General features: G+C 70.6%; 22 protein-coding genes and 1 tRNA gene. 10 read left to right on the top strand and 13 right to left on the bottom strand.

What is annotated here, in order from left to right; genetic code table 11:
- The first annotated feature begins 33 nt into the window (after window positions 1-33).
- Window positions 34-1,536 (top strand): replication factor C large subunit, encoded by a 1,503-nt coding sequence (locus N5096_RS02400; protein ID WP_267662741.1) that lies wholly within the window; start codon window positions 34-36, stop codon window positions 1,534-1,536.
- 25 nt (window positions 1,537-1,561) lie between these two features.
- Here the strand turns inward: N5096_RS02400 and N5096_RS02395 are convergent, their stop codons facing one another.
- Window positions 1,562-2,686: a sensor histidine kinase gene (locus tag N5096_RS02395; RefSeq protein WP_267662740.1), complete on the bottom strand. Its 1,125-nt coding sequence runs from the start codon at window positions 2,684-2,686 to the stop codon at window positions 1,562-1,564.
- Window positions 2,687-2,950: 264 nt separating this feature from the next.
- On the opposite strand from N5096_RS02395, the gene N5096_RS02390 reads away from it, so the two are divergent.
- Complete coding sequence (locus N5096_RS02390) at window positions 2,951-4,042, top strand: zinc-dependent alcohol dehydrogenase family protein (RefSeq protein WP_267662739.1); 1,092 nt, start codon at window positions 2,951-2,953, stop codon at window positions 4,040-4,042.
- Window positions 4,043-4,048: 6 nt separating this feature from the next.
- Here the strand turns inward: N5096_RS02390 and N5096_RS02385 are convergent, their stop codons facing one another.
- From N5096_RS02385 to N5096_RS02360, 6 genes are all read right to left on the bottom strand, one after another.
- On the bottom strand, window positions 4,049-4,975 hold the full coding sequence (locus N5096_RS02385) for an amino acid ABC transporter permease (RefSeq protein ID WP_267662738.1): 927 nt from the start codon (window positions 4,973-4,975) through the stop codon (window positions 4,049-4,051).
- Window positions 4,975-5,721 (bottom strand): amino acid ABC transporter ATP-binding protein, encoded by a 747-nt coding sequence (locus tag N5096_RS02380; protein WP_267662737.1) that lies wholly within the window; start codon window positions 5,719-5,721, stop codon window positions 4,975-4,977. Before N5096_RS02380 ends, N5096_RS02385 begins: the two co-directional genes overlap by 1 nt.
- Window positions 5,718-6,503: an amino acid ABC transporter permease gene (locus N5096_RS02375; RefSeq protein WP_267662736.1), complete on the bottom strand. Its 786-nt coding sequence runs from the start codon at window positions 6,501-6,503 to the stop codon at window positions 5,718-5,720. Before N5096_RS02375 ends, N5096_RS02380 begins: the two co-directional genes overlap by 4 nt.
- Window position 6,504: 1 nt before the next feature.
- On the bottom strand, window positions 6,505-7,308 hold the full coding sequence (locus N5096_RS02370; RefSeq protein WP_267662735.1) for a basic amino acid ABC transporter substrate-binding protein: 804 nt from the start codon (window positions 7,306-7,308) through the stop codon (window positions 6,505-6,507).
- A 147-nt stretch (window positions 7,309-7,455) separates the two neighbouring features.
- A complete protein-coding gene (locus N5096_RS02365; protein WP_267662762.1) occupies window positions 7,456-8,298 on the bottom strand; it encodes a COX15/CtaA family protein in 843 nt (280 codons plus the stop codon).
- Between the two features lie 763 nt (window positions 8,299-9,061).
- Window positions 9,062-9,517: a DUF5814 domain-containing protein gene (locus tag N5096_RS02360; protein WP_267662734.1), complete on the bottom strand. Its 456-nt coding sequence runs from the start codon at window positions 9,515-9,517 to the stop codon at window positions 9,062-9,064.
- A 170-nt stretch (window positions 9,518-9,687) separates the two neighbouring features.
- Between N5096_RS02360 and N5096_RS02355 the strand changes: the two genes are divergently transcribed.
- A tRNA-His gene (locus N5096_RS02355) sits at window positions 9,688-9,760 on the top strand.
- Window positions 9,761-9,796: 36 nt separating this feature from the next.
- On the opposite strand, the gene N5096_RS02350 is transcribed toward N5096_RS02355, so the two are convergent.
- Together N5096_RS02350 and N5096_RS02345 are read right to left on the bottom strand one after the other, a co-directional pair.
- Window positions 9,797-10,531 carry an MBL fold metallo-hydrolase gene (locus N5096_RS02350; RefSeq protein WP_267662733.1) on the bottom strand — a complete coding sequence of 245 codons (735 nt, stop codon included), beginning with the start codon at window positions 10,529-10,531 and terminating at the stop codon, window positions 9,797-9,799.
- 59 nt (window positions 10,532-10,590) lie between these two features.
- Entirely contained in the window at window positions 10,591-11,277 is a 687-nt protein-coding gene (locus N5096_RS02345) for a helix-turn-helix domain-containing protein (RefSeq protein WP_267662732.1), read from the bottom strand.
- A gap of 129 nt (window positions 11,278-11,406) precedes the next feature.
- Here N5096_RS02345 and N5096_RS02340 point away from each other — a divergent pair, with 129 nt between their 5' ends.
- Window positions 11,407-12,015 (top strand): hypothetical protein, encoded by a 609-nt coding sequence (locus tag N5096_RS02340; RefSeq protein ID WP_267662731.1) that lies wholly within the window; start codon window positions 11,407-11,409, stop codon window positions 12,013-12,015.
- A 134-nt stretch (window positions 12,016-12,149) separates the two neighbouring features.
- On the opposite strand, the gene eif1A is transcribed toward N5096_RS02340, so the two are convergent.
- Both eif1A and N5096_RS02330 read right to left on the bottom strand, forming a co-directional pair.
- Window positions 12,150-12,434 (bottom strand): translation initiation factor eIF-1A, encoded by a 285-nt coding sequence (gene eif1A / locus N5096_RS02335; protein ID WP_123112614.1) that lies wholly within the window; start codon window positions 12,432-12,434, stop codon window positions 12,150-12,152.
- Between the two features lie 106 nt (window positions 12,435-12,540).
- A complete protein-coding gene (locus N5096_RS02330) occupies window positions 12,541-13,236 on the bottom strand; it encodes a P-loop nucleotide/nucleoside kinase family protein (protein ID WP_267662730.1) in 696 nt (231 codons plus the stop codon).
- A 174-nt stretch (window positions 13,237-13,410) separates the two neighbouring features.
- Here N5096_RS02330 and N5096_RS02325 point away from each other — a divergent pair, with 174 nt between their 5' ends.
- From N5096_RS02325 to N5096_RS02310, 4 genes are all read left to right on the top strand, one after another.
- Entirely contained in the window at window positions 13,411-13,545 is a 135-nt protein-coding gene (locus N5096_RS02325; RefSeq protein WP_267662729.1) for a hypothetical protein, read from the top strand.
- Between the two features lie 27 nt (window positions 13,546-13,572).
- Complete coding sequence (locus N5096_RS02320) at window positions 13,573-14,268, top strand: carbonic anhydrase (protein ID WP_267662728.1); 696 nt, start codon at window positions 13,573-13,575, stop codon at window positions 14,266-14,268.
- A gap of 83 nt (window positions 14,269-14,351) precedes the next feature.
- Complete coding sequence (locus tag N5096_RS02315) at window positions 14,352-15,602, top strand: outer membrane protein assembly factor BamB family protein (RefSeq protein ID WP_267662727.1); 1,251 nt, start codon at window positions 14,352-14,354, stop codon at window positions 15,600-15,602.
- 605 nt (window positions 15,603-16,207) lie between these two features.
- Window positions 16,208-16,414: a hypothetical protein gene (locus N5096_RS02310; RefSeq protein WP_267662726.1), complete on the top strand. Its 207-nt coding sequence runs from the start codon at window positions 16,208-16,210 to the stop codon at window positions 16,412-16,414.
- A gap of 24 nt (window positions 16,415-16,438) precedes the next feature.
- Here N5096_RS02310 and N5096_RS02305 read toward each other — a convergent pair whose 3' ends face one another.
- Window positions 16,439-16,858 carry a universal stress protein gene (locus N5096_RS02305; RefSeq protein ID WP_267662725.1) on the bottom strand — a complete coding sequence of 140 codons (420 nt, stop codon included), beginning with the start codon at window positions 16,856-16,858 and terminating at the stop codon, window positions 16,439-16,441.
- Between the two features lie 45 nt (window positions 16,859-16,903).
- Window positions 16,904-17,458, bottom strand: coding sequence for a CinA family protein (locus N5096_RS02300; protein WP_267662724.1), 555 nt, complete (start codon window positions 17,456-17,458; stop codon window positions 16,904-16,906).
- 59 nt (window positions 17,459-17,517) lie between these two features.
- Between N5096_RS02300 and N5096_RS02295 the strand changes: the two genes are divergently transcribed.
- Both N5096_RS02295 and N5096_RS02290 read left to right on the top strand, forming a co-directional pair.
- Window positions 17,518-18,141, top strand: a complete 624-nt coding sequence (locus tag N5096_RS02295; RefSeq protein ID WP_267662723.1) for a class I SAM-dependent methyltransferase — start codon at window positions 17,518-17,520, stop codon at window positions 18,139-18,141.
- Entirely contained in the window at window positions 18,134-18,664 is a 531-nt protein-coding gene (locus N5096_RS02290) for a transcriptional regulator FilR1 domain-containing protein (RefSeq protein ID WP_267662722.1), read from the top strand. Before N5096_RS02295 ends, N5096_RS02290 begins: the two co-directional genes overlap by 8 nt.
- Window positions 18,665-18,699 lie beyond the last annotated feature (35 nt).

Genomic DNA, 18,699 nt, shown 5'->3' with positions numbered 1-18,699 from the left:
ACCACTAAACGCGACTCGCTCTTTGCTCCGGTAATGGCCGACTGGACGGAGAAGTATCGCCCGAGTACCCTCTCGGAGGTCCGCGGCAACGACAAGGCCCGCGACGCGTTCGCGGACTGGGCGCGCTCGTGGGACGACCACCGCGAGGCCGTCGTCCTCCACGGGAGCCCGGGCGTCGGGAAGACGAGCGCGGCCCACGCGCTCGCGAACGACATGGAGTGGGAGACGGTCGAGCTGAACGCCTCCGACCAGCGCACCGCCGACGTCATCGAGCGCTTCGCGGGGCGGGCCGCCCGCAACGCCACCCTCGGCGGGAGCGCGGCCGGCGGCGGGGCGACCGGCGGCGACACGGCCTCCCGCCAGCTCGTGGTCTTGGACGAGGCCGACAACATCCACGGCAACTACGACCGCGGGGGCGCCTCGGCGATCACGGAGCTGGTCAAGGAGTCGGGCCAGCCGATCGTCTTGATCGCCAACGACTACTACGACATGGCGCGCGGGCTCCGGAACGCAACCCAGGAGATCGAGTTCCGCGACGTCTCCGCGCGGTCCATCGTCCCGGTGCTGCGGGACATCTGCCGGAAGGAACACATCGAATTCGAGTCGGACGCGCTCGAACGGATCGCCGAGCGCAACCGCGGCGATCTCCGCGGCGCGATCAACGACCTGCAGGCGGCCACGGAGGGGCGCGACTCGATCGCGGTCGAGGACGTGGTCACCGGCGACCGCGACAAGGCGCTCGGGCTGTTCCCGTTCCTCGACGCGGTCTTGAAAGAGGAATCGGCGGAGGAGGCGCTGCAGTCGGCGTACGCAGTCGACGAGACCCCCGACGACCTCACGAGGTGGATCGAGAACAACGTCCTCGACGTGTACGAGCCGATGGAGGCCGTGCGCGCCTACGACTTCCTCGCCAACGCCGACGTCTGGCTGGGCCGCGTGCGCGCCACGCAGAACTACACCTACTGGCGCTACGCGACCGACAACGCGGCCGCCGGGGTCGCCGCCGCCCGCGACGGGGAGAAGGGCGGGTGGACGCGCTACGGCCGGCCGCAGTTCTGGTCGTCTTCGGACGCGACCGCCGACGAGGTGGTCGGACAGATTGCGGCCAGAAGCGGCTGCAGCGTCGCGACCGCGCGCCGCGAGGTGCTCCCGTTCCTGGAGACCGTCACCCACCACTGCAAGCCCCGCGAGCTGACGGTCGCGATGGCGGCCGCCTACGACCTCGACGAGGCCGGCGTGGCCTTCGTCACCGGCTCCGGAGAGTCCACAAACAAGGTCGCGTCGATCGTCGAGGACGCGCAGGCGCTCCGAGAGGAGCGCATGGAGGACCACGCCGAGGGCGCGTTCGCTGGCGGCGCGCGGGCGGCAGAGGGACCGGGCGCCGGCGCAGAGGGGACTGGCGATGCGGGCGCTGACGGCGGCTCGGATCCCGTGGGAGACCCCGCGGAGACGGCGAACGACGCCGGCGACACCGGTGACGCGGACGACGGAGACAGCGAGGACGACGGGCAGGCCGGGCTGAGCGATTTCGTCTGAACGCGCGCCGCCGTGACCCCCGCCGCTACTCCGTCGACGGCGGTGAGCCGCCGGACTCGGTCGCGACGCTTCGCTCGTCTGCCCCCGTCGGCTCGCCCTCGACGACGTCGACCCCGTCGAACTCGAACCGCGCGCCGCCAGCCCGGCTCTCCGTGGCCGACACCGACCAGCCGTGGGCCTCGACGATGCGCTCGACGATCGCCAGTCCGAATCCGGTGCCGTCCTCCGCGGTCGTCTGTCCCGGCTCGAACACCGACTCCCGCTCCGACGGATCGATTCCGACCCCGTCGTCGGCGACGTAGAACCCGCCCGGGAGCGAACCGACAGAGACTCGAAGCGACGCGTTCGTCGACGCGCCGTCGCCCCCGGTACCGTCGCCAGCGGCGTCCGTTTCGGCCTCCTTGGACACGTCGCTCGGCGAGCAGCCGTCCGGCGCTCCGTGTTCGACGGCGTTTCGAAAGAGGTTCTCAAACGCCTCCTGCAGGCGGCTGCGGTCGCATTCGACCGCCGGGAGCGGGTCCTCGACGACGAGCGCGACGTCGGGAGCGGTCCCCGCCGTGCGCCACGCCGCGTCGACGACGGAGCGCAGGTCGACCGTCGCGGTCTCCTCGACGAACCGCCCCTTGCGGGCGAGCGCCAGGAGGTCGGAAATGAGGTCGTCCATCCGGTCCAACGCGTCGTGGGCGCGATCGAGCCGCTCGTCGGCCGCCTCGCCGTCGAGCTCCTTCGCCAGTTCCACGTTGCCGACGGCGACCGAGAGCGGGTTCCGCAGGTCGTGCGAGACGACGCTGGCGAACTCCTCCGAGCGCTCGCGCTGGCGCTCCAGACGGCGGCGCTCGGTCCGTTCGCTCGCCGGGAGGAGGTAGCCGACGACGTCGCCGCTCCCGTCCGGGCGCCCGTACTCCCGGACCCACGTGGGACTCTCGTCGTCGCCGATCGCGAGGCGGTAGGTGACGTCGACGGCTCCGCCGTCGAGGGCCGATCGGAGGCGCTCGCGGTCGGCCTCGACCGTCGACTCCAACCAGTCGGTTCGGGGGAGGGCGTCGACGTCCAACCGCGGATCGCCGGCGGCCTCGACGACGAGCCGACTCGGGTCGGCGTCGGGCCGCCGATAGGCGATACCGGGTCGACGCGCTGTCGGGGAAGTCACGTTTCTACCGGAGTATTGTAGGATATTAAACCTTATTTAACTATCAGTTGTCTGACTTTCGATATCAAACCCGTCTCTCCGCGAAATTAACGTTGGGAGGCCGAAGAGGGCGTCTCGAGTCGAACGCCGAGTCTGCGTTTCCACGCTGTGGCTCGTTTTATCAAGAATGGAATGCGAGTCGGACGCCAGGGCTCCGACCCCGATCGGTCCGGTCCGGTCCCGGTTCGGGAGGGTTTTACCCCGCTCCGCTCCGTCTCCCCGGGCATGCGCGCGGCGATCCTTCGCGAGTACGGCGAGCCGCTGGCGGTCCGCGACGTCCCCGCCCCCGAGCCCGGACCGGACGAGGCCGTGGTCCGCGTGGCGGCCTGCGGCGTCTGCCGGAGCGACTGGCACGCCTGGATGGGGCACGGCGAGTGGGCCGACGACCGCGTCCCGCGCGGGCAGGTACTCGGCCACGAGCCCGCGGGCGAGGTGGTCGCCGTCGGCCGGTCCGTCGACCGGTTCGCGCCCGGCGACCGGGTCGTCGTCCCCTTCTCGCTCGGCGACGGCGTCTGCCCGTACTGCCGGCGGGGCGCCGGCAACGTCTGCGCCGATGGACGCGCGCTGGGCTTCGAGCCGGACGCCCCCGGCGCCTTCGCGGAGCGGGTGGCGGTCCCGGCCGCCGACTACAACCTCGTCGAGCGCCCCTCGTGGCTCGAGGCGACCGCGGCGGCCGCGCTCGGCTGTCGGTACATGACCGCCTACCACGCGCTCGCCGAGCGGGCGGGCCTGAGCGGGGGCGAGTGGCTCGCGGTCCACGGCTGCGGCGGCGTCGGGCTCTCCGCGATACAGCTCGGCGACGCGCTCGGCGCCCGGGTCCTCGCCGTCGACGTCGACGACGCCGCGCTCTCGCTCGCGGGCGACATCGGCGCCGACGAGCTCGTGAACCCGGCCGAAATCGAGTCCGACGGCGGCGGGGACGAGAGCGGGGTCCCCGACCGCGTCAGAGACCTCACGGACGGCGGCGCCGACGTCTCCGTCGACGCGCTGGGTATCGCCGAGACCTGCCGGAACTCGGTCCGCTCCGTGCGACCCCGCGGGAGCCACGTCCAGGTTGGGCTGACCACCGAGACCGAGCGCGGCGAGGTGTCGCTCCCGACCGACTGGATGACCCGCTGGGAGGTGTCGTTCCTCGGCTCGCGCGGGATGCCGCCGACGAGCTACGACGACCTGTTCGCGCTCGTCGAGGCGACCGACGTCGACCCCGGCGCGCTCGTGAGCGACGAGGTCAGTCTCTCGGACGTCTCCGACCGCCTCGCCGCGCTCGGCGAGTACGAGGTGCACGGCGTCGAGGTCGTCACGGAGTTCGCGAGATGACGCCGCTCACTCCCCTCGCTCAGCGCCCAGCCCGGGGATCGCGACCGCGCCCTCGACGCGCGCCATCACCTTCGAGGCGGTGAGGACCAGGGCGAGGTACATCACGCCGGTGAGAACGAAGATGAGCGTGTACCGGAACGTCTCGGAGGCGATCTGGTCGGCCCGGTAGTACAGCTCAGGCACCGTAATGAAGGCCGCCAGCGACGAGTACTTGATGAGGTAGACGAACTCGTTGGTCCACGACGGGATCGCGTACCGGAGCCCCTGCGGGAGCACGACGTAGTAGATCGTCTCCAGCTTCGAGAGACCGATCGCGCGGCCGGCGGTGATCTGCCCCTCCTCGACGCTCTCTAACGCGCCGCGGATGTACTCCGCCTGATAGGCGGCGCCGTTGAGCGTGAACCCCAGGATCGCCACCCACACGACGTTGCGCGCGAAGACGCCGGAGAGCGCGCCGGGGACGTAGCTCGCGAGGTTGAGCCCGTAGTAGAGCACGAACAGCTGCGCCAGGAGGGGCGTGCCGCGCAACAGCTCCGTGTACGCGAGCGAGACCCACGCCGAAACCCGGCCGTACACCCGCGTCACCGCCAACGGGACGGCGATGACGAAGCCGAGGCCGAGGCTCACCGCAGTGATCACGACGGTGAGCCACGTCCCCCGCGCGAACTCGGGCGTGAGCTCGACCACGAACGCGGCGTCGGCCGCGTACGCAGCGAGCCCGGGAACGCCGGCGAGGGTCGCCTCGACGGCTCCGGGCGGGACGAGCGGCTGGCCGACCGGCACGAGGACGCCGCCGACCCACCGGTTAACCCAGCTGACGACGAGCCAGCCCCAGAACAGCGCGCCGGCGGCGACGAGGAGGAGCCGGCCGACCGACCGGTCGGACTCCGCCACGCGTTCCCGGACCGTCGTGGGTCTCGTCGCGCTCGCCATCAGTCGTGACTCGCGATCCGCTCGAGGAAGCGGCCGGTCCGCTCCTCGTCCGGTCGTTCGAACAGCTGGTCCGGCGGTCCCCGCTCGACGACGCGCCCCTCGTCGAGGAACACGACCTCGTCGGCCACCTCGCGGGCGAAGCTCATCTCGTGGGTGACGACGAGCATCGTCATCCCCTCGTCGACGAGCCCGTGCATCACCTCCAGCACCTCGCCGATGAGCTCCGGGTCCAGCGCGCTCGTCGGCTCGTCGAACAGCATCAGCTTCGGCTCCATCGCCAGCGCGCGGGCGATGCCGACCCGCTGTTTCTGACCCCCCGACAGCTCCGCGGGGTAGGAGTCGAGCTGGTCGGCGAGCCCGACACGGTCGAGCTGTTCCTCCGCCCGCTCCCCGGCGTCGGCGTCGGAGAGGCCGAGGACCCGGCGGGGGCCGAGCGCGACGTTGCCGCGTGCGCTCAGGTGCGCGAACAGGTTGAACCCCTGGAACACCATGCCGACCTCCCGGCGGAGGTCGTCGACGTCGAGGTCGGGCGAGAGCACCTCCTCCCCGTCGAGCAGGATCGACCCCTCCTGTGCCTCGGCGAGCCGGTTGACGCAGCGCAGCATCGTCGACTTGCCGGAGCCGGACGGGCCGATCAGGACGGTGACGTCGCCGCGGTCCATCTCGAAGGAGACGTCCTCGAGCACCTGCTCGTCGCCGTACCACTTCGAGACGTCGGCCACCCGGAGGAAGTCGTCATCGCTCACGCCGACTCCCCCTCCGGGATCGCGTAGCGGTCGCCGAGGCGGTCGAGCGCGCGGTTCGTCGTGAACGTGAGGACGAAGTAGATTGCACTGATGAAGAGGATCACTTCGAGCACCGCGGTCGTCTGTTCCGAGAACAGGTCGTACCCGCGGGTCAACAGCTCGGCGAGGCCGATCGCGAAGACGATGCTCGTGTCCTTCAACACGATGGTGAACTCGTTTTGGAATCCCGGGAGCGACCGGCGCAGGGCCTGCGGGACCACGACGTGTCGGACCGCCTCGAACCGCGAGAGCCCGATCGAGCGGCCGGCCTCCAGCTGGCCGGCGTCGACGCTCGACAGCGCCGCCCGGAAGATCTGCGACTGGTAGGCGGCGCTGCGGAGGCCGAGGCCGAGTATCCCGGCAGTGACCGCCGAGGAGACCGAGGCGACCCCGAGGTTGATCTGCGGGACCCCGACGACGAAGTACATCACGATGAGGATCACGACGATGGGGGTCCCGCGGAGGACGACCCCCGCGACGCTGACCGCCCGCTTGAGGGAGCCGTCGCCGTACACCTCGACCGCGCCGGCCGGGAAGCCGACGAGGAAGCCGAGGAGGATCGACGCGACCGTGAGCCCGATCGTCAACAGGGCGCCGACCCCGAGGTAGTCCGCGTTCCTGAAGACGAACTCCCAGTCGGCGGCCTCGCCGATGAACGCGGGGGCGGCCCCGACGGCTGACTCGCTCGCTACGGCGCCGAGGCTCTCGGCCGCCGCGAGCGCGAGCGTCCCCGCGACCGACATCCTACTCCTGCCCGAACCAGGTGTTGGTTATCTCCTCGTACGCCCCGTCGTCGCGGACGGTCGCGAGGCCGTCGTTCAGCGCCGACTGGAAGTCGGACTCGCCCTGCCGGAGACCGAATCCGAACTCCTCACCGGTCTCCTCGACGAACGCGATCGTCACGTCGCGGTTGGCCGCGAACGTCTCGGCGACCGGGTTGTCGACGACGACGGCGTCGATGTTGCCGTTCTCGAGGTCCTCGACCGCGAGGACGTAGCTCCCGTACGTCCTGGAGTCGTCCTCGGCGACGATGCCGGGTTCGACGAGGTTCGACTGGACCTGGTCGGCGCCGGTCGTTCCCGACTGCGCGCCCACGCTGACGCCCTCGAAGTCCTCCCAGCCCGACGGCTGGAAGTCGCCGCCCCCGCGCACGAGGATCGCCTGGTCGGACTCCCAGTACGGGTCGGAGAAGGCGATCGTCTCCTGGCGCTCCTCGGTGATCGTCATCGCGGCCGCGATCACGTCGATCTCCTCGTTCTGAGTGAGCGCCGGGATGAGCGAGTCGAACTCGAAGGTCGCCCACTCGCCGAGTTCGTACTCGGTCTCGCCGACGACGGCCTCGAGCAGCTCGATGTCGAAGCCGATCAGCTCCCCGTCCTCCTGCATCTCGAACGGGGGGAACCCCGGCGCGGTACCCGGGGTGATCGTCGTGCCGTCTCCGCCGTCGCCGAGGCAGCCGGCGACGCCGGTCAGTCCGACGGCGCCGGCGCCGCCGGTCAACTTCAGATACGTTCGACGACTCACGTCGGTCTCCGTGCGATATGACATACCGGTGAGAGAACGGGAAGCGATTTTAACCTTTCCTCCGCGGGCGGAGCGTCGGTCCCGTCGCCGATCGGCGTCTCTCGAACAGCGCTCGGTCGGTCCGGGAGATCGGAAAAAACGGCCTCCGGGAGCGCTCGGCCCCGGAGGCGCTCAGTCGCCGCCGATCGGCTCCGTCGCGGCTCCAGCGTCGTCGCCGTCGCGCGCGACCCACGCCGCGGCCGCAGCGAGCGCGACGGCGACACTCAGCGCGGCGAGGTTGAGCCGCTCCCAACCCGGGGTGTACAACACCAGATCCCGGCCCAGCAGGAGCGTCGCGACGAGCGCGGCCATCGCGCCCGCGGCGAGGAAGCGGACCGTGCCGGCCGCTGAGGCGCTCACGCCGGGGTAGCCCGACCGGACCGCTTCGGTGGCGAACGCGACCGTCGCGACGAGCCCGAGGTGGCCCGCGAGCCCGGCGGCGTAGAAGCCGGCCTGCGCGCCCGGCGAGTACGTGACGAACGGGACCGCCCGCGAGAAGACCGCGCTGGCGGCGATCCCGGCGACGCCGACGGTCGCCGCGACTCGGAGGAGCCGCGCCGATCCCCGGCCGCCCCCGCCGCCCCAGACGGTCGCCAGCCCCAGCAGCGTGAAGATGGTCAGCGCGACGACGAGGTGGGCCGCGTGCGTCGAGACGGCGTAGCCGCCGGGGACGAGCCCGCCGACCGTGACGGTGATCGCGCCGACGGTGATCTGCAGCGGGAGGATGACGACCGCGAGCGTCGCCGCGAGTCGGGTCCGCCGGTCGAAGCTCCCGAGCCACGTCCAGCCCGCGGTCCCGATGATGAGGAAGCCGGTGACCATCGCCCACGCGCGGTGGAACCACTCGATGAAGTCGGGGTTGATCGTCATCGCGGGGATGAGCTGGTCGGAGCAGAGCGGCCACTGGGCCTCGCACGCCAGCCCGGAGCCGGTCGCCGCGGTGTAGACGCCGATCGCGAACAGCGTCAGCGTCATCCCCGTCGTCGCCGCCGCGTATCGCCTGAAGGTCAGCCACGCGGGCCGAAGACTCATTACCCGAGTTCAGGCGCGAGCGCACTTAGACCGTTCGGAGGCTCTACGCGGCCGGGAAGACGATCGGCTGGAAACCGGCTCCGATATTTATAAATAATCGCGGTGGCGCGTGCCTGCGAGCGGCCTGCCGGCCGCGAGCAGCACGCGCGAGGTCGCCGGCGCGTCGCGCCGGCTGCCAGAGGGACCTTCGGTCCCTCGCTGGAGTCGGCCGCTCGAAGCGACGCGGAGGGCGGCCGACGAGGCTGGGGAGGCGTGAGGCGCGGTGCTGTGCGGTTGGGTGGGACTCAAAGGGGCAGTCGCGAGGGCGAAGCACGACGACGCAAGCACTGGAAGGAGCGAACGGAGTGAGCGACTGAAGCGCGCAGCGAGTCGCGCGAGTCCTCGCGGCTGGGGCTTTGTGAGCGTTCTCCACCGATCCACAGTCATTCAGTTATAAACGAGCGGCTGGGGCTTTGTGAGCGTTCTCCACCGATCCACAGTCATTCAGTTATAAACAAGCGACTGGGGCTTTGTGAGCGTTCTCCACCGATCCACAGTCATTCAGTTATAAACAAGCGACTGGGGCTTTGTGAGCGTTCTCCACCGATCCACAATCATTCAGTTATATGTGGACAACTGGGATTCCGTAGCCGTCCGTCGCGCAGTCGCCGGTAACGGGTTATAAACCACCGACGACATCAACAGAACCGCGGTACCGATACGCGTCTTATCCCGATAACTCGCGCTTCGCTCGCCGCGCTCGATCGGACATCTCCTCGTCGCCCTCGACGTCCGCGAGGGTCTCGACGGCCTCCAGGTTCCGCACCGAGTCGTCGAGGAACGAGAGCACGTCGCCGGTGTACGCGTACACCATGTAGTCGTCAGTCATCACGTCCACGATCGCCTGCGGGCCGAGCCCCTCGGCGCGGAGCTCCAACACGTACCGCATGAACTTCTCCTCGGGACAGCCGCAGTAGGGGTTCGCCTGACAGTCGCAGTCGAGGAAATCCTCGGCGAAGTCCAGAATCCGGTCTTGAGTCGTGGAGTCAAGCTTCGAGAGCCCGTCGCCGGTGAACAGCATGTCGAGGGTGGCGCCGGCGAACGCGCCCTTCGGAATGTTCGTCTCCAGCTGGGAGGCGAGCTGCCGGTGGTTCTTCACGTAGATCTTATCGGTGAACGCCACGGTTGCCGCGGGCTACGGCGGCCGGCAGTAAAAGCGGCGTGGTCGTTGACGATGCCGGGACGCCGGCCGAACGGGACTGAGCGCGGCCAATTTCCGGACGGCACCGCGTCACACGCCCGTCCGGGAGTCGTAACGGTTATTTATCAAAGCGGGATAGATATCGACGCGTGTCCGGGTTAGGGTAGTGGACTATCCTTCAGCCTTGTGGAGGCTGAGACGCGGGTTCGATTCTCGCACCCGGACCTCCTGTGGAACGCCGCTCTTTCGATAGCTACGCGCTTAAAACTCGATTTCCTCGCCGTCCTCGGGAACGAGAACACCCTCGGTCTCCGACCGGAGTTCCTCCCGCGACAGCAGGCAGTGGTTGATCGCCTCCATGTGGACTACGGCGACCGCGGCGTCGGTGGCCTCGCGCACGGCGGCGACGTCGTCGACCCCCATCGTGATCGGCTCCCCCTGATTGAATCGCGCCGCGCCGCCGTTGAGCACGACGGTGTCGGGGTCGAACCGGTCCAGCGTCTCCGCGACCGGCTCGTACCAGACCGTGTCGCCGGCGAGGTACAGCGTCTCGTCGCCCTCGAGGACGAAGCCGGAGACCGGGCCCATCTTTTCGGCCAGCTCGCCGTGCCCGTGACGGCCGGGGGTCCGGTGGAGGGTGACCCCCGCGAACGACCCGGCGTCCTCGACGGGGCGCACGTCGGTGAACCCCTCGTCGGCGAACGCCCCCGTCTCGGCGGGTTGGCAGAACAGCGGGACGTCCGATTCGAGTTCTGCCTTCGCCGCGTCGTCGAAGTGGTCGGGATGTCGGTGGGTGACGATCACGGCGTCGTGCGACAGGTCGACGTCGGGCATCGGAACGAGGGGGTTCGCTCGGTCGTTCGGCGTGTCGTCGATCGGCGGCAACGCGCCCCGCGGCGCGAACAGCGGGTCGACGAGGAAGGTCGTCTCGCCGACAGTCGCGAGAAGGGTCGCGTTGCGGACGAGCGTGACGCCGGTGTCGAGGGTCGCGGGCATGCCCCTCCTTCGACGGAGGAGGGGTTGTGAGTTGCGCCGCGGCCTCTCGACGGGCACCGCTACCCCTCGAACCGATCGAAGAGGGCGTTCATCACCGTCGACTCCGCCCGCGAGAGGTGCTCCCACACCGTCGTCGACCCGAGCCCGAGCTCGTCCGCGACGTCCTCGACGCCCACGCCGCCCCCGTGGTCGTAGTAGCCGACCGCGATCGCCGTGGCGAGCACCTCCCGCTGTCTCGACGTGAGGCCGTCGAGGATACCCGACGCCGGCAGCCCCGGGGGTCGATCGATCGACGACAGCTCGACGTTGCGCGCGAGCTCGACGTCGTTGCCGCCGCGCTCCAGCTCGCGGATCACCGCCGAGAGGTCGTCGTCGGCCTCGATGTACACCGTCCAGCGCTCGATCCCGCCGGCGATGGTCGTCCCGGTCCGGTAGTGGATCCCCAGCTCCGAGAGCCGCTCGCGGATCCCCTCCCAGCCGTCGCTGTCGATCACCACCGCCACGTAGGCGTGGTTGCCGGTGACCGGCGAGAGCGGCTCCGCCGCCACGACGTCGTCGGCCGCGCGGAACTCCTCGACGAACGACTCGACCTCCGCGGTCGGTCCGCGGAGCTCCACGATCCGCTTCCGCTCGCTTCCCCGCCCGGTCATTGACGAGACCGACCGCAGCGTCACCTCCGGGTGGCGGGCGCTCACCTCTGACTCCGGCCCGCCGCGGTGACGGATCCGAAGGGTCACCTCGCGCATACCCGAGGGTAGCCGCCGAGGTTCAAACGGTTTCCGGGACGAGACGGTCGGTGGGCCCCGAGGTCCGGTCGAGCCTCGCCCTCGCGGCTGCCACGGGCTTATCAGCGCGCGTCGCCAACCGCCGGTCGAATGCCCGACGACCCCTCCGACGACGGGCACGGGACCGGGCCGCCACCCGGCGACGGCGGCGAGCTGACGGAAGCGATCGACGAGCCCCCCGAGGCGGCGAGGACGCCCGACGAGACCTCCGGCGCAACGGGGGCCGTCGACGGCGAGGTCCAGCGTCGCCTCCGAGAGGCGTACCTCAACGACGAGGAGAGCGTCCTCGTCGTGACCGCGCTGCGGTCGACGGGGCGCCGCGTCGCCGTCGAGCTTCGCCCGCCGCACGGCGGGACGACCCACGTCGAGCGCTTCCCGGCGCCCCGGAACGGGTCTCTCGCGGAGTCCGAGGCGTTCCTCGCGTTCCTCGACGCCGCCGGCGTCTCGCCGCTCGACGTGGACGAGCTGGTCGGGACGCGGATCCCCGCGACGTACGACCCCGACGAGGGGTGGCGGCTCGACGAGACGTACGTGAGGGGGCGCAACGAGAGCGAGGACGCCACCGAAGAGGGCCCGCTCGCGGCCCGATGGAACCGGACCGTCGAGTGGATCTGGACCTACCGCTACTGGCTGGTCGCCGTCTTCCTCGTCGGCGGCGAGCTGGCGTTCGCGGCCGTGATCGTTCTGCTGTTCGCCTGATTCGATCCGTCGAGGAGGCTGCCGCCGACGCGAACATCACCGCGAGCGGGAACGGAGCGCGGCGAGCACACCGGGCGAGACCCGTCGCTACGCGGTGAGTTACTCTGAGACGGTCGACGGACGCCCGGAAGCGACTACTGAATGTGTCCTTCGCGCCGGAGCTGGTCCGCGTCGTCGTCGTCGTAGCGCCACTCGACGTTCGCCTTCTCGTCCTGCCAGTCCCACGGTTCGGCGAGCACGACGTCGCCCTCGCTGATCCAGGTGCGGTACTTCATGCGGCCGGGGATCCGGCCCAGTCGCGTCTCGCCGTCGACGCAGCGCAGGCGGACGTGGTTCCCGCCGAGATGCTCCGTCACCACGGCGAACACTTCGTCGTCCGAGGGCATTCGGAGGTTCCGACGCCCGGATTCTTCGCTCATACACATCGTAGTGCGTTCGTGGGTATAAGTGATGGGAGACGCGTGTGCGCGATTGTCGTGCGGATCAATAGCACGCACCGAGACGGGCGGGCCTGCCGCCCGCCGCTCACCCGTCGCGGTCGACCGCACCGTCGGACGCCTCACCGACCGCACCGTCAGACGCCTCATCGACCGAGTCGTCGAACGCCGCGTCGACCTGCGCGAGCGTCGCCGCCTCGTCCCCCGAGTTGTCGACGACGGCGTGGTCGGTCTCGATCCGGTCGAAGACGTCCCTGAAGTGGAGGTGGACCTCGAAGTCGGCGTCGCTGATCCCGTCGCGGCGCTCGATGCGTCGCTCGACGACCGCCTCGTCGCACTCGACCTCCACGAGGTCGAACGAGGCGGCCGCCCGCTCGCCCGTCTCTCGGACGTCGGCGCGGAAGCGGGCGTCGGCAAACGTCGCGTCGAGGACGACGGCGTCGCCGTCGACGACGCGCTCGCGGGCCCGGTCGATCAGCTCCGCGTACACCGCCTCGGTCTCCGCGTCCGTGTACTCGGGATCGCCGAACAGCTCCTTGCGGATCACGTCCGTGCGAAGGATCTCCCCGTCGAGATGGGCCGCCACGCGCTCGGCGACCGTCGTCTTGCCGACTCCGGGGAGCCCGCAGACGACCGCAAGGGCGCCCGCCTCGGCCTCGGGCCCCTCCGCGTCGGTCGCCGCGGCCGGGTCAGCGTCGTGATCGGTGACCGGACCCGCGGATGCCGTGGTCCCGGAGTCCGCTCCCGCGAGCCCAGCGCCGTCGGCCGCGTCACGGTTCGACATCGGCGCCTCCGTCCGGTCCGGCGAGTCGTCGCCCTCCGTTGCTCATCTACCTGTACGGTCCGCCGAGAAGTAGAAGAAAGTTCCCTTCAGCGTCCGGCGGGTCCGACCTCGGGGGCGTCTCGGGTCTCGGAGGCGAGCGAAGCGTTCAAACCCCGCGGCGACGACGCGACTCGTATGCAAGACATGGAAAGCATCGTCCTCGACCAGAACGAGGAGGCCCTCGCGCCGGCCGTCGTGGTCGCGACGATCGCGCTGCTCGCCGTGTTCGTCCTCGGATTTCTGATCCAGATCACCGGGATCGCGGTCTAAACTGGCCGTACGACCGATCATCAGCGTATGACCCGCGACCTCCTCGCCGACCTCCTCGACGGGAACGACGACCACGTCGACTCCGCCGCCGCGGCCGACCTCGCCGCCCGGCGCGACGGCCAGCGGCCGCCCGTCGTCTCCGTCTGCTGTTCGGACTCGCGCGTCTCGCAGGAGGGGATGTGGGCGGTCGACCGGCCGGGATTCCTCTTCACCGCGGGAAACATCGGAAACCGCGTGAGCAGCGTCGTCGACGGCGAGCGCGTGCTCTCCGGTAGCGTCGCCTACCCCCTGGCACACACCGGAACGGGCGTCCTCGCGGTCGTCGGGCACACCGGTTGCGGGGCCGTCGGCGCCGCCCTCGCCGCGGTCCGCGACGACGCCGTCCCTGACGACCCCGGCGTCCGGGCGGACGTCGAGGAGCTCGCCCCGACCGTCGAGGCCGGCCTCGCGGCGATCGGCGGAGGCGGGGAAGCCGACGGCGCCGATGCGAGCCTCCACAACCGCCTCGTCGAGTACAACGTCCACGAGCAGGTGGCGGTCGCCCGCGAGACCGAGACCGCGGCCGACGCCGACGTGTACGGCTTCGTGTACGACTTCCACGGCGCGTACGGCGAGCGCGACGGCGCCGTCTACCTCGTCAACGCGAACGGCGAGCGCGACCCGGACGCACTCCGAGAGCTCGTCGGCGAGACCCACGCCGACAGCGTCGCCACCCTGCTGTAGCCGGCGCGCTCTCCGGCCGTTCGCCGTGCCCCCGCCACCCGCATCCGACAGTGGTATGCCCGCGACGCCCGAACCGGTCACTAATGGACCGCCGCGTTCTGTTCGCGAGCCTGATCCTCCTCGCCGGCGGCGCGACCGGCGTCGGCGTCGCCCTCTTCGCGTTCGTCGGTGTCGACGACGCCGCGACCGACTCAGAGATCGTGTGGGAGACGGCGCCCGTCGCGGGCGACGACGGGAGCGGCGCGGTCGTCGCCACGATGGACGGCGACTCGCTCGTCCTCCAGTCGACCGTCGAGGACGGCGAGCGCGTCGTCCGCGCGACCGCGGTCGGCGGGGACGTCGAGTGGCGCGCCCCGCCCTCGTCCGTCGACGGGGCCGGCGGGGGCGACGGCGACGCGACGGGCGACGATCCGCCCGACGTGAGCGCCCTCGCCGCCGGGACGCTCGACGGCGAGGAGGTCGTCGCGTTCACGACCGAGTCCGGGTCGCTCATCGTCCTCGACGCGGCGGACGGCGCGACGCGCTTCACCGCCGAACTCGGCGGATCGGGCGGATTCCGCCCCGCGATCGGCGACCTCACCGGCGACGGGAGCGCCGAGGTCGCGGCGGCCACGGCCGACGGTCGCGTCCTCGCCGTGGACGGCGGCGGGGAGACGGTGTTCGAGACGACCCTCGACGAGCCGGTCGACCGACGGCCGCTGATCGTCGCCCCCGAGGGTGACGAGTCCGACGGCCCGGCGGACGACGCCCGCGGGGTCGCGGTCTCGACCGTCGGCGACGAGGCGGCCACGGTGCGCCTGCTCGACGCGAACGGCGACGTCCGCTGGACGGTGACGCCGTCGGTCACGCCGCTGAATTGGAACGCGGCCGACACGGAGGACGGTCCCGTCATCGCGCTCGGCGGAACGAACGGGAACCTCGAGGCGCTTGACGCCGCCGACGGCTCCAGCAGGTACGAGATCGGGCTCCAAGACCTCCCACTCTCCGTTGGCGAGACGGACCGTGGCCGGGTCCACGTCGGCGGCGTGCGCAGCGTCTGGGCCGTCGACCTCCCCAGCGGGGAGGTTATTTGGAAACAGCAGTACGGGGGCGACACCCGGGTGAACGCGCCGGGCGTCGGCACCGTCAGCGCGGCCGTCGGTCCCGGCCCCGTCGCGGTGAATCGGGAGGGCGAGGTGCTCGCACTGAACCCCAGCGGCGAGGCGATCGCCCGCGGGGACGTGGGCACCGCCGTGGTGTACGCGGGACCGCTGTTCGCCGACGTGACCGGCGACGGGACCGACGAGGTGCTCGTCGTCACCGCGGACGGCCGCATCGTCGCGCTCGACGACTGAGCGTCATTTATGACGAGTTCGACAGGGGTGAAACACGACCGCTGAGACCTCACGTTGGTCGCGTCGATACGTTCTCATCGGGGTATTTGCACTCTGTTGTTGGCAGGTAGCAACGGTCGCAGGCCTCCCACGACGCACGACGGTAGCAGTAGCCGTGTTCGGGTTCGTGTTCCACGTCGTGTTCGTTGACATCCTCCCCGCGCTAAAGGGCGAAGATTCCACAAAGTGGAGTTTGAGGTTCCGTGTTTCCTCGGGGTTCAAGAACGCTTTCGCGTGACCCTTCGACGGTTAGTTAGGTTTGGATTTCCGTATCGCTCTTCTGTAGCACATTGTTGATGGGCCGCTGTGTTGCGATTTGTTGTTGAACGGGACGAGATGAGATCCTGTTGCAGAGACTCCCAGAACAATGGTCACGACACTCGCTCAACCGGCCGCGACTGCATCAACACTCTCCCACAGAAGAGCGCCCAACCCAGCGGTACGGTGCCGTGGGGATCTTCGCCCATCAGGGCGGAGAGGATGTCAACCTGGCTTCGCGCTCTCCTCCGAGACCGACGCAGATCCCGTCGGGATCCGTTTATGTTCGTCCCGCTCCGATCCGCAGTATGGACCGGACGGACACCGCTCTCCTCGGCGTCGCCGGGGTCGTCACCGCCCTAGCCCTCGCGATCGTCTTCGCCACCGGGGCGTTATTTGGGCTTGACGAGTCGGTAGCCCGGCCGCTCCGCCTCCTCGCCGTCGAGCCGTTCGCGTGGATCGTGGTCGCGGCGCTGATCGTCGCGGTCGTCGGTCACGCGTACATCGACGGCTGACGGCGCGGACCGGGAGCCCCCGGCTTACCGCACGACCGTCACGGGCACCGGCGAATTCTGAAACACCGACTTCGCCACGTTGCCGACGAGGAGCCGGTCGGCGAGCGACCCGCTGTGCGTCCCGATCACGACCACGTCGAACTCCTCGGCGCGCTCTACGATCCGGCTGGCAGGTGACCCGACCTCGGACTCCACGCCGACGGCGACCCCGTGCTCCGAGGCGATCTCTCCCGCCTGTTCGAACACGTCCTCGGAGAGCTCCCGGACCCGCTCCTCGCTGTCGTCAGCGAGCGCGATACCCGTCGCCGCCCCCATCATCCCGGAGGGCTCGCCGACGACGTGTAACACCGTCACGTCGGCGTCTCGATGCGCGTCGAGAGCGTAGCGCAGCGCCCGCTTAGAGAGCTCTGAGCCGTCCATCGCCACCAGTACGCGTTCGACCATGGCGGACGTACACGGGACACGGTGATAAACGCTCGCACACCCGAATTACTCGGACGGCGGCGACCCGTCCGGCTCGCCCGCTGACCCCTCGGCGTCGACCTCGCGGATCGCCCGGACCAAGGCGTCGAGCGCGGCGTCGACCGCGCCGCGTTTCACGGCGTTCCGGTTCCCGTCAAGGACGACGCGCTCGCTCCGGACGAACGACGCCTCGGTCCCCCACGGCGCGGCGTGCGCGACCGCGACGTACACGAGGCCCACGGGCTTCTCAGCAGTGCCGCCGCCCGGGCCGGCGATCCCGGTGGTGGCGACCGCCCACGTCGCGTCCGCGCGGTCCCGCGCGCCGGCGGCCATTTCCTCGGCGACGGTCGCGCTCACCGCCCCCTCGGCGTCGAGCGACTCCCGGGAGACGCCGAGCAGCTCCCGTTTCGCGTCGTACGCGTAGGTGACGAACCCCCGATCGAAGTAGGCGCTCGCGCCGGGCACGTCCGTCACGCGCGACCCCACCAGCCCGCCGGTCAGCGACTCCGCGACCGCGAGCGACTCCTCGCGGTCGGTCAGCAGCTCGCCGAGGGCCGCCGCGGTCGACTCCGTCTCGTCCATGCCCGCCCTGCGACCCCCACGCCCGTGGGGTTTACGCTCGGCCGGACGCAAGCGCGCCCATGACCGAGTGGGACGAGCGGTTCGCGTCGGGCGAGTACCCGCGGGAGCCGGAGCCGTCGGCCGTGCTGCGCTCGTACGAGCCCTCGGTCCCCGACGGGCGCGCGCTTGATGTCGCCGCGGGCACCGGCCGGAACGCGGTGTTCCTCGCCCAGGCCGGCTACGCGGTCGACGCCCTCGACACCTCCCGAGAAGGACTGAGAATCATCCGGGAGCGCGCCGGAGAGCGCGGGATCACCGATCGGATCGAACCGATCTGCGGCGACATCTCCACGTACGGCTTCCCGAGCGAGGCGTACGAGCTGATAACGATGAGCTTCTTCCACACCCTCGACCGCTTTGCCGATCTCTCCGAGGCTCTCGCCCCCGGCGGTTACCTCTTCGTCGAGGGCCACCTCCGGTCCGCGTCGCCGACGCCGTCCGGGCCGAGCGGCGACCGGTACCGGTTCGCGGCCAACGAGCTCCTGCGGGCGGGGCTCGGCCTGACGGTGCTGTACTACGACGAGACGACCCAGGAGCGCCCGGACGACCGGCGACGGGCGACGGCTCGCCTGCTCGCCCGACGGTCGACCGGCGGCCGGCAGTCGTACCCGGCGCGGCCGCGGGAGGACGAGGATGATGAGTGACGACGGCTCCCGACCGGCGAGCGGTGACGGACCCGGAGCCTCGCTCCGCGCGCTCGTGGAGTCGGCTGTCGGCGGCGACCTCGGCGGCCCGGAGACCCCGGTCACCGTCGTCGAGCGCGGCGGCGATCCCGGGCCCGCCGCGCGGCTCTCCGCGCTCGTCGAACGGTCCGACGGCGGCGACTCGGTCGTCGGCGTGATCCCGCGGATCGACCCGTCGCTCGCCCGGGGGGTCGCGGACGGGGTCAGCGGGGAGGCGCGACTCGTCTTCACCGGGAGCGCCGGCGACCGATTCGACGGTCCCGCCGGCGCCGCGATCCGGTCGGTGCTCGACGCGCACGGCGTCGAGGCGTCCCGCCACGGCGGCGATTCCCCGATGGGCGTGCTCCTCGTCGGCGAGCGCGCGATCGTCGGGCTGTTCGACGAGCGGGGGCTCGCCGCGGTGCTGTGGTCGGACGCGCCCCCGGTTCGGGAGTGGGCCGCCGCGACCTGTCGGCGGTTCCTCGCGGCCGCCGAACCGGTGTGAGTCGCCGGCGCGGCGGCTCGCTCTGAACACCGACG

Origin of the sequence: Halorubrum yunnanense, assembly GCF_026586675.1 — an archaeon.
GTDB classification, from domain to species: Archaea; Halobacteriota; Halobacteria; order Halobacteriales; family Haloferacaceae; genus Halorubrum; species Halorubrum yunnanense.
This window is presented reverse-complemented; position numbering and strand designations above follow the sequence as displayed.

Bases quoted from the DNA above. Each gene is read 5' to 3' on its own strand.
- N5096_RS02400 (WP_267662741.1), top strand. From the start codon at position 34: ATGGCCGACTGGACGGAGAAGTATCGCCCGAGTACCCTCTCGGAGGTC.
- N5096_RS02390 (WP_267662739.1), top strand. From the start codon at position 2,951: ATGCGCGCGGCGATCCTTCGCGAGTACGGCGAGCCGCTGGCGGTCCGC.
- N5096_RS02385 (WP_267662738.1), bottom strand. From the start codon at position 4,975: ATGGCGAGCGCGACGAGACCCACGACGGTCCGGGAACGCGTGGCGGAG.
- N5096_RS02375 (WP_267662736.1), bottom strand. From the start codon at position 6,503: ATGTCGGTCGCGGGGACGCTCGCGCTCGCGGCGGCCGAGAGCCTCGGC.
- N5096_RS02370 (WP_267662735.1), bottom strand. From the start codon at position 7,308: ATGTCATATCGCACGGAGACCGACGTGAGTCGTCGAACGTATCTGAAG.
- N5096_RS02365 (WP_267662762.1), bottom strand. From the start codon at position 8,298: ATGACGCTGACGCTGTTCGCGATCGGCGTCTACACCGCGGCGACCGGC.
- N5096_RS02350 (WP_267662733.1), bottom strand. From the start codon at position 10,531: ATGCCCGCGACCCTCGACACCGGCGTCACGCTCGTCCGCAACGCGACC.
- N5096_RS02345 (WP_267662732.1), bottom strand. From the start codon at position 11,277: ATGCGCGAGGTGACCCTTCGGATCCGTCACCGCGGCGGGCCGGAGTCA.
- N5096_RS02340 (WP_267662731.1), top strand. From the start codon at position 11,407: ATGCCCGACGACCCCTCCGACGACGGGCACGGGACCGGGCCGCCACCC.
- eif1A (WP_123112614.1), bottom strand. From the start codon at position 12,434: ATGAGCGAAGAATCCGGGCGTCGGAACCTCCGAATGCCCTCGGACGAC.
- N5096_RS02330 (WP_267662730.1), bottom strand. From the start codon at position 13,236: ATGTCGAACCGTGACGCGGCCGACGGCGCTGGGCTCGCGGGAGCGGAC.
- N5096_RS02325 (WP_267662729.1), top strand. From the start codon at position 13,411: ATGCAAGACATGGAAAGCATCGTCCTCGACCAGAACGAGGAGGCCCTC.
- N5096_RS02320 (WP_267662728.1), top strand. From the start codon at position 13,573: ATGACCCGCGACCTCCTCGCCGACCTCCTCGACGGGAACGACGACCAC.
- N5096_RS02315 (WP_267662727.1), top strand. From the start codon at position 14,352: ATGGACCGCCGCGTTCTGTTCGCGAGCCTGATCCTCCTCGCCGGCGGC.
- N5096_RS02310 (WP_267662726.1), top strand. From the start codon at position 16,208: ATGGACCGGACGGACACCGCTCTCCTCGGCGTCGCCGGGGTCGTCACC.
- N5096_RS02305 (WP_267662725.1), bottom strand. From the start codon at position 16,858: ATGGTCGAACGCGTACTGGTGGCGATGGACGGCTCAGAGCTCTCTAAG.
- N5096_RS02300 (WP_267662724.1), bottom strand. From the start codon at position 17,458: ATGGACGAGACGGAGTCGACCGCGGCGGCCCTCGGCGAGCTGCTGACC.
- N5096_RS02295 (WP_267662723.1), top strand. From the start codon at position 17,518: ATGACCGAGTGGGACGAGCGGTTCGCGTCGGGCGAGTACCCGCGGGAG.
- N5096_RS02290 (WP_267662722.1), top strand. From the start codon at position 18,134: ATGAGTGACGACGGCTCCCGACCGGCGAGCGGTGACGGACCCGGAGCC.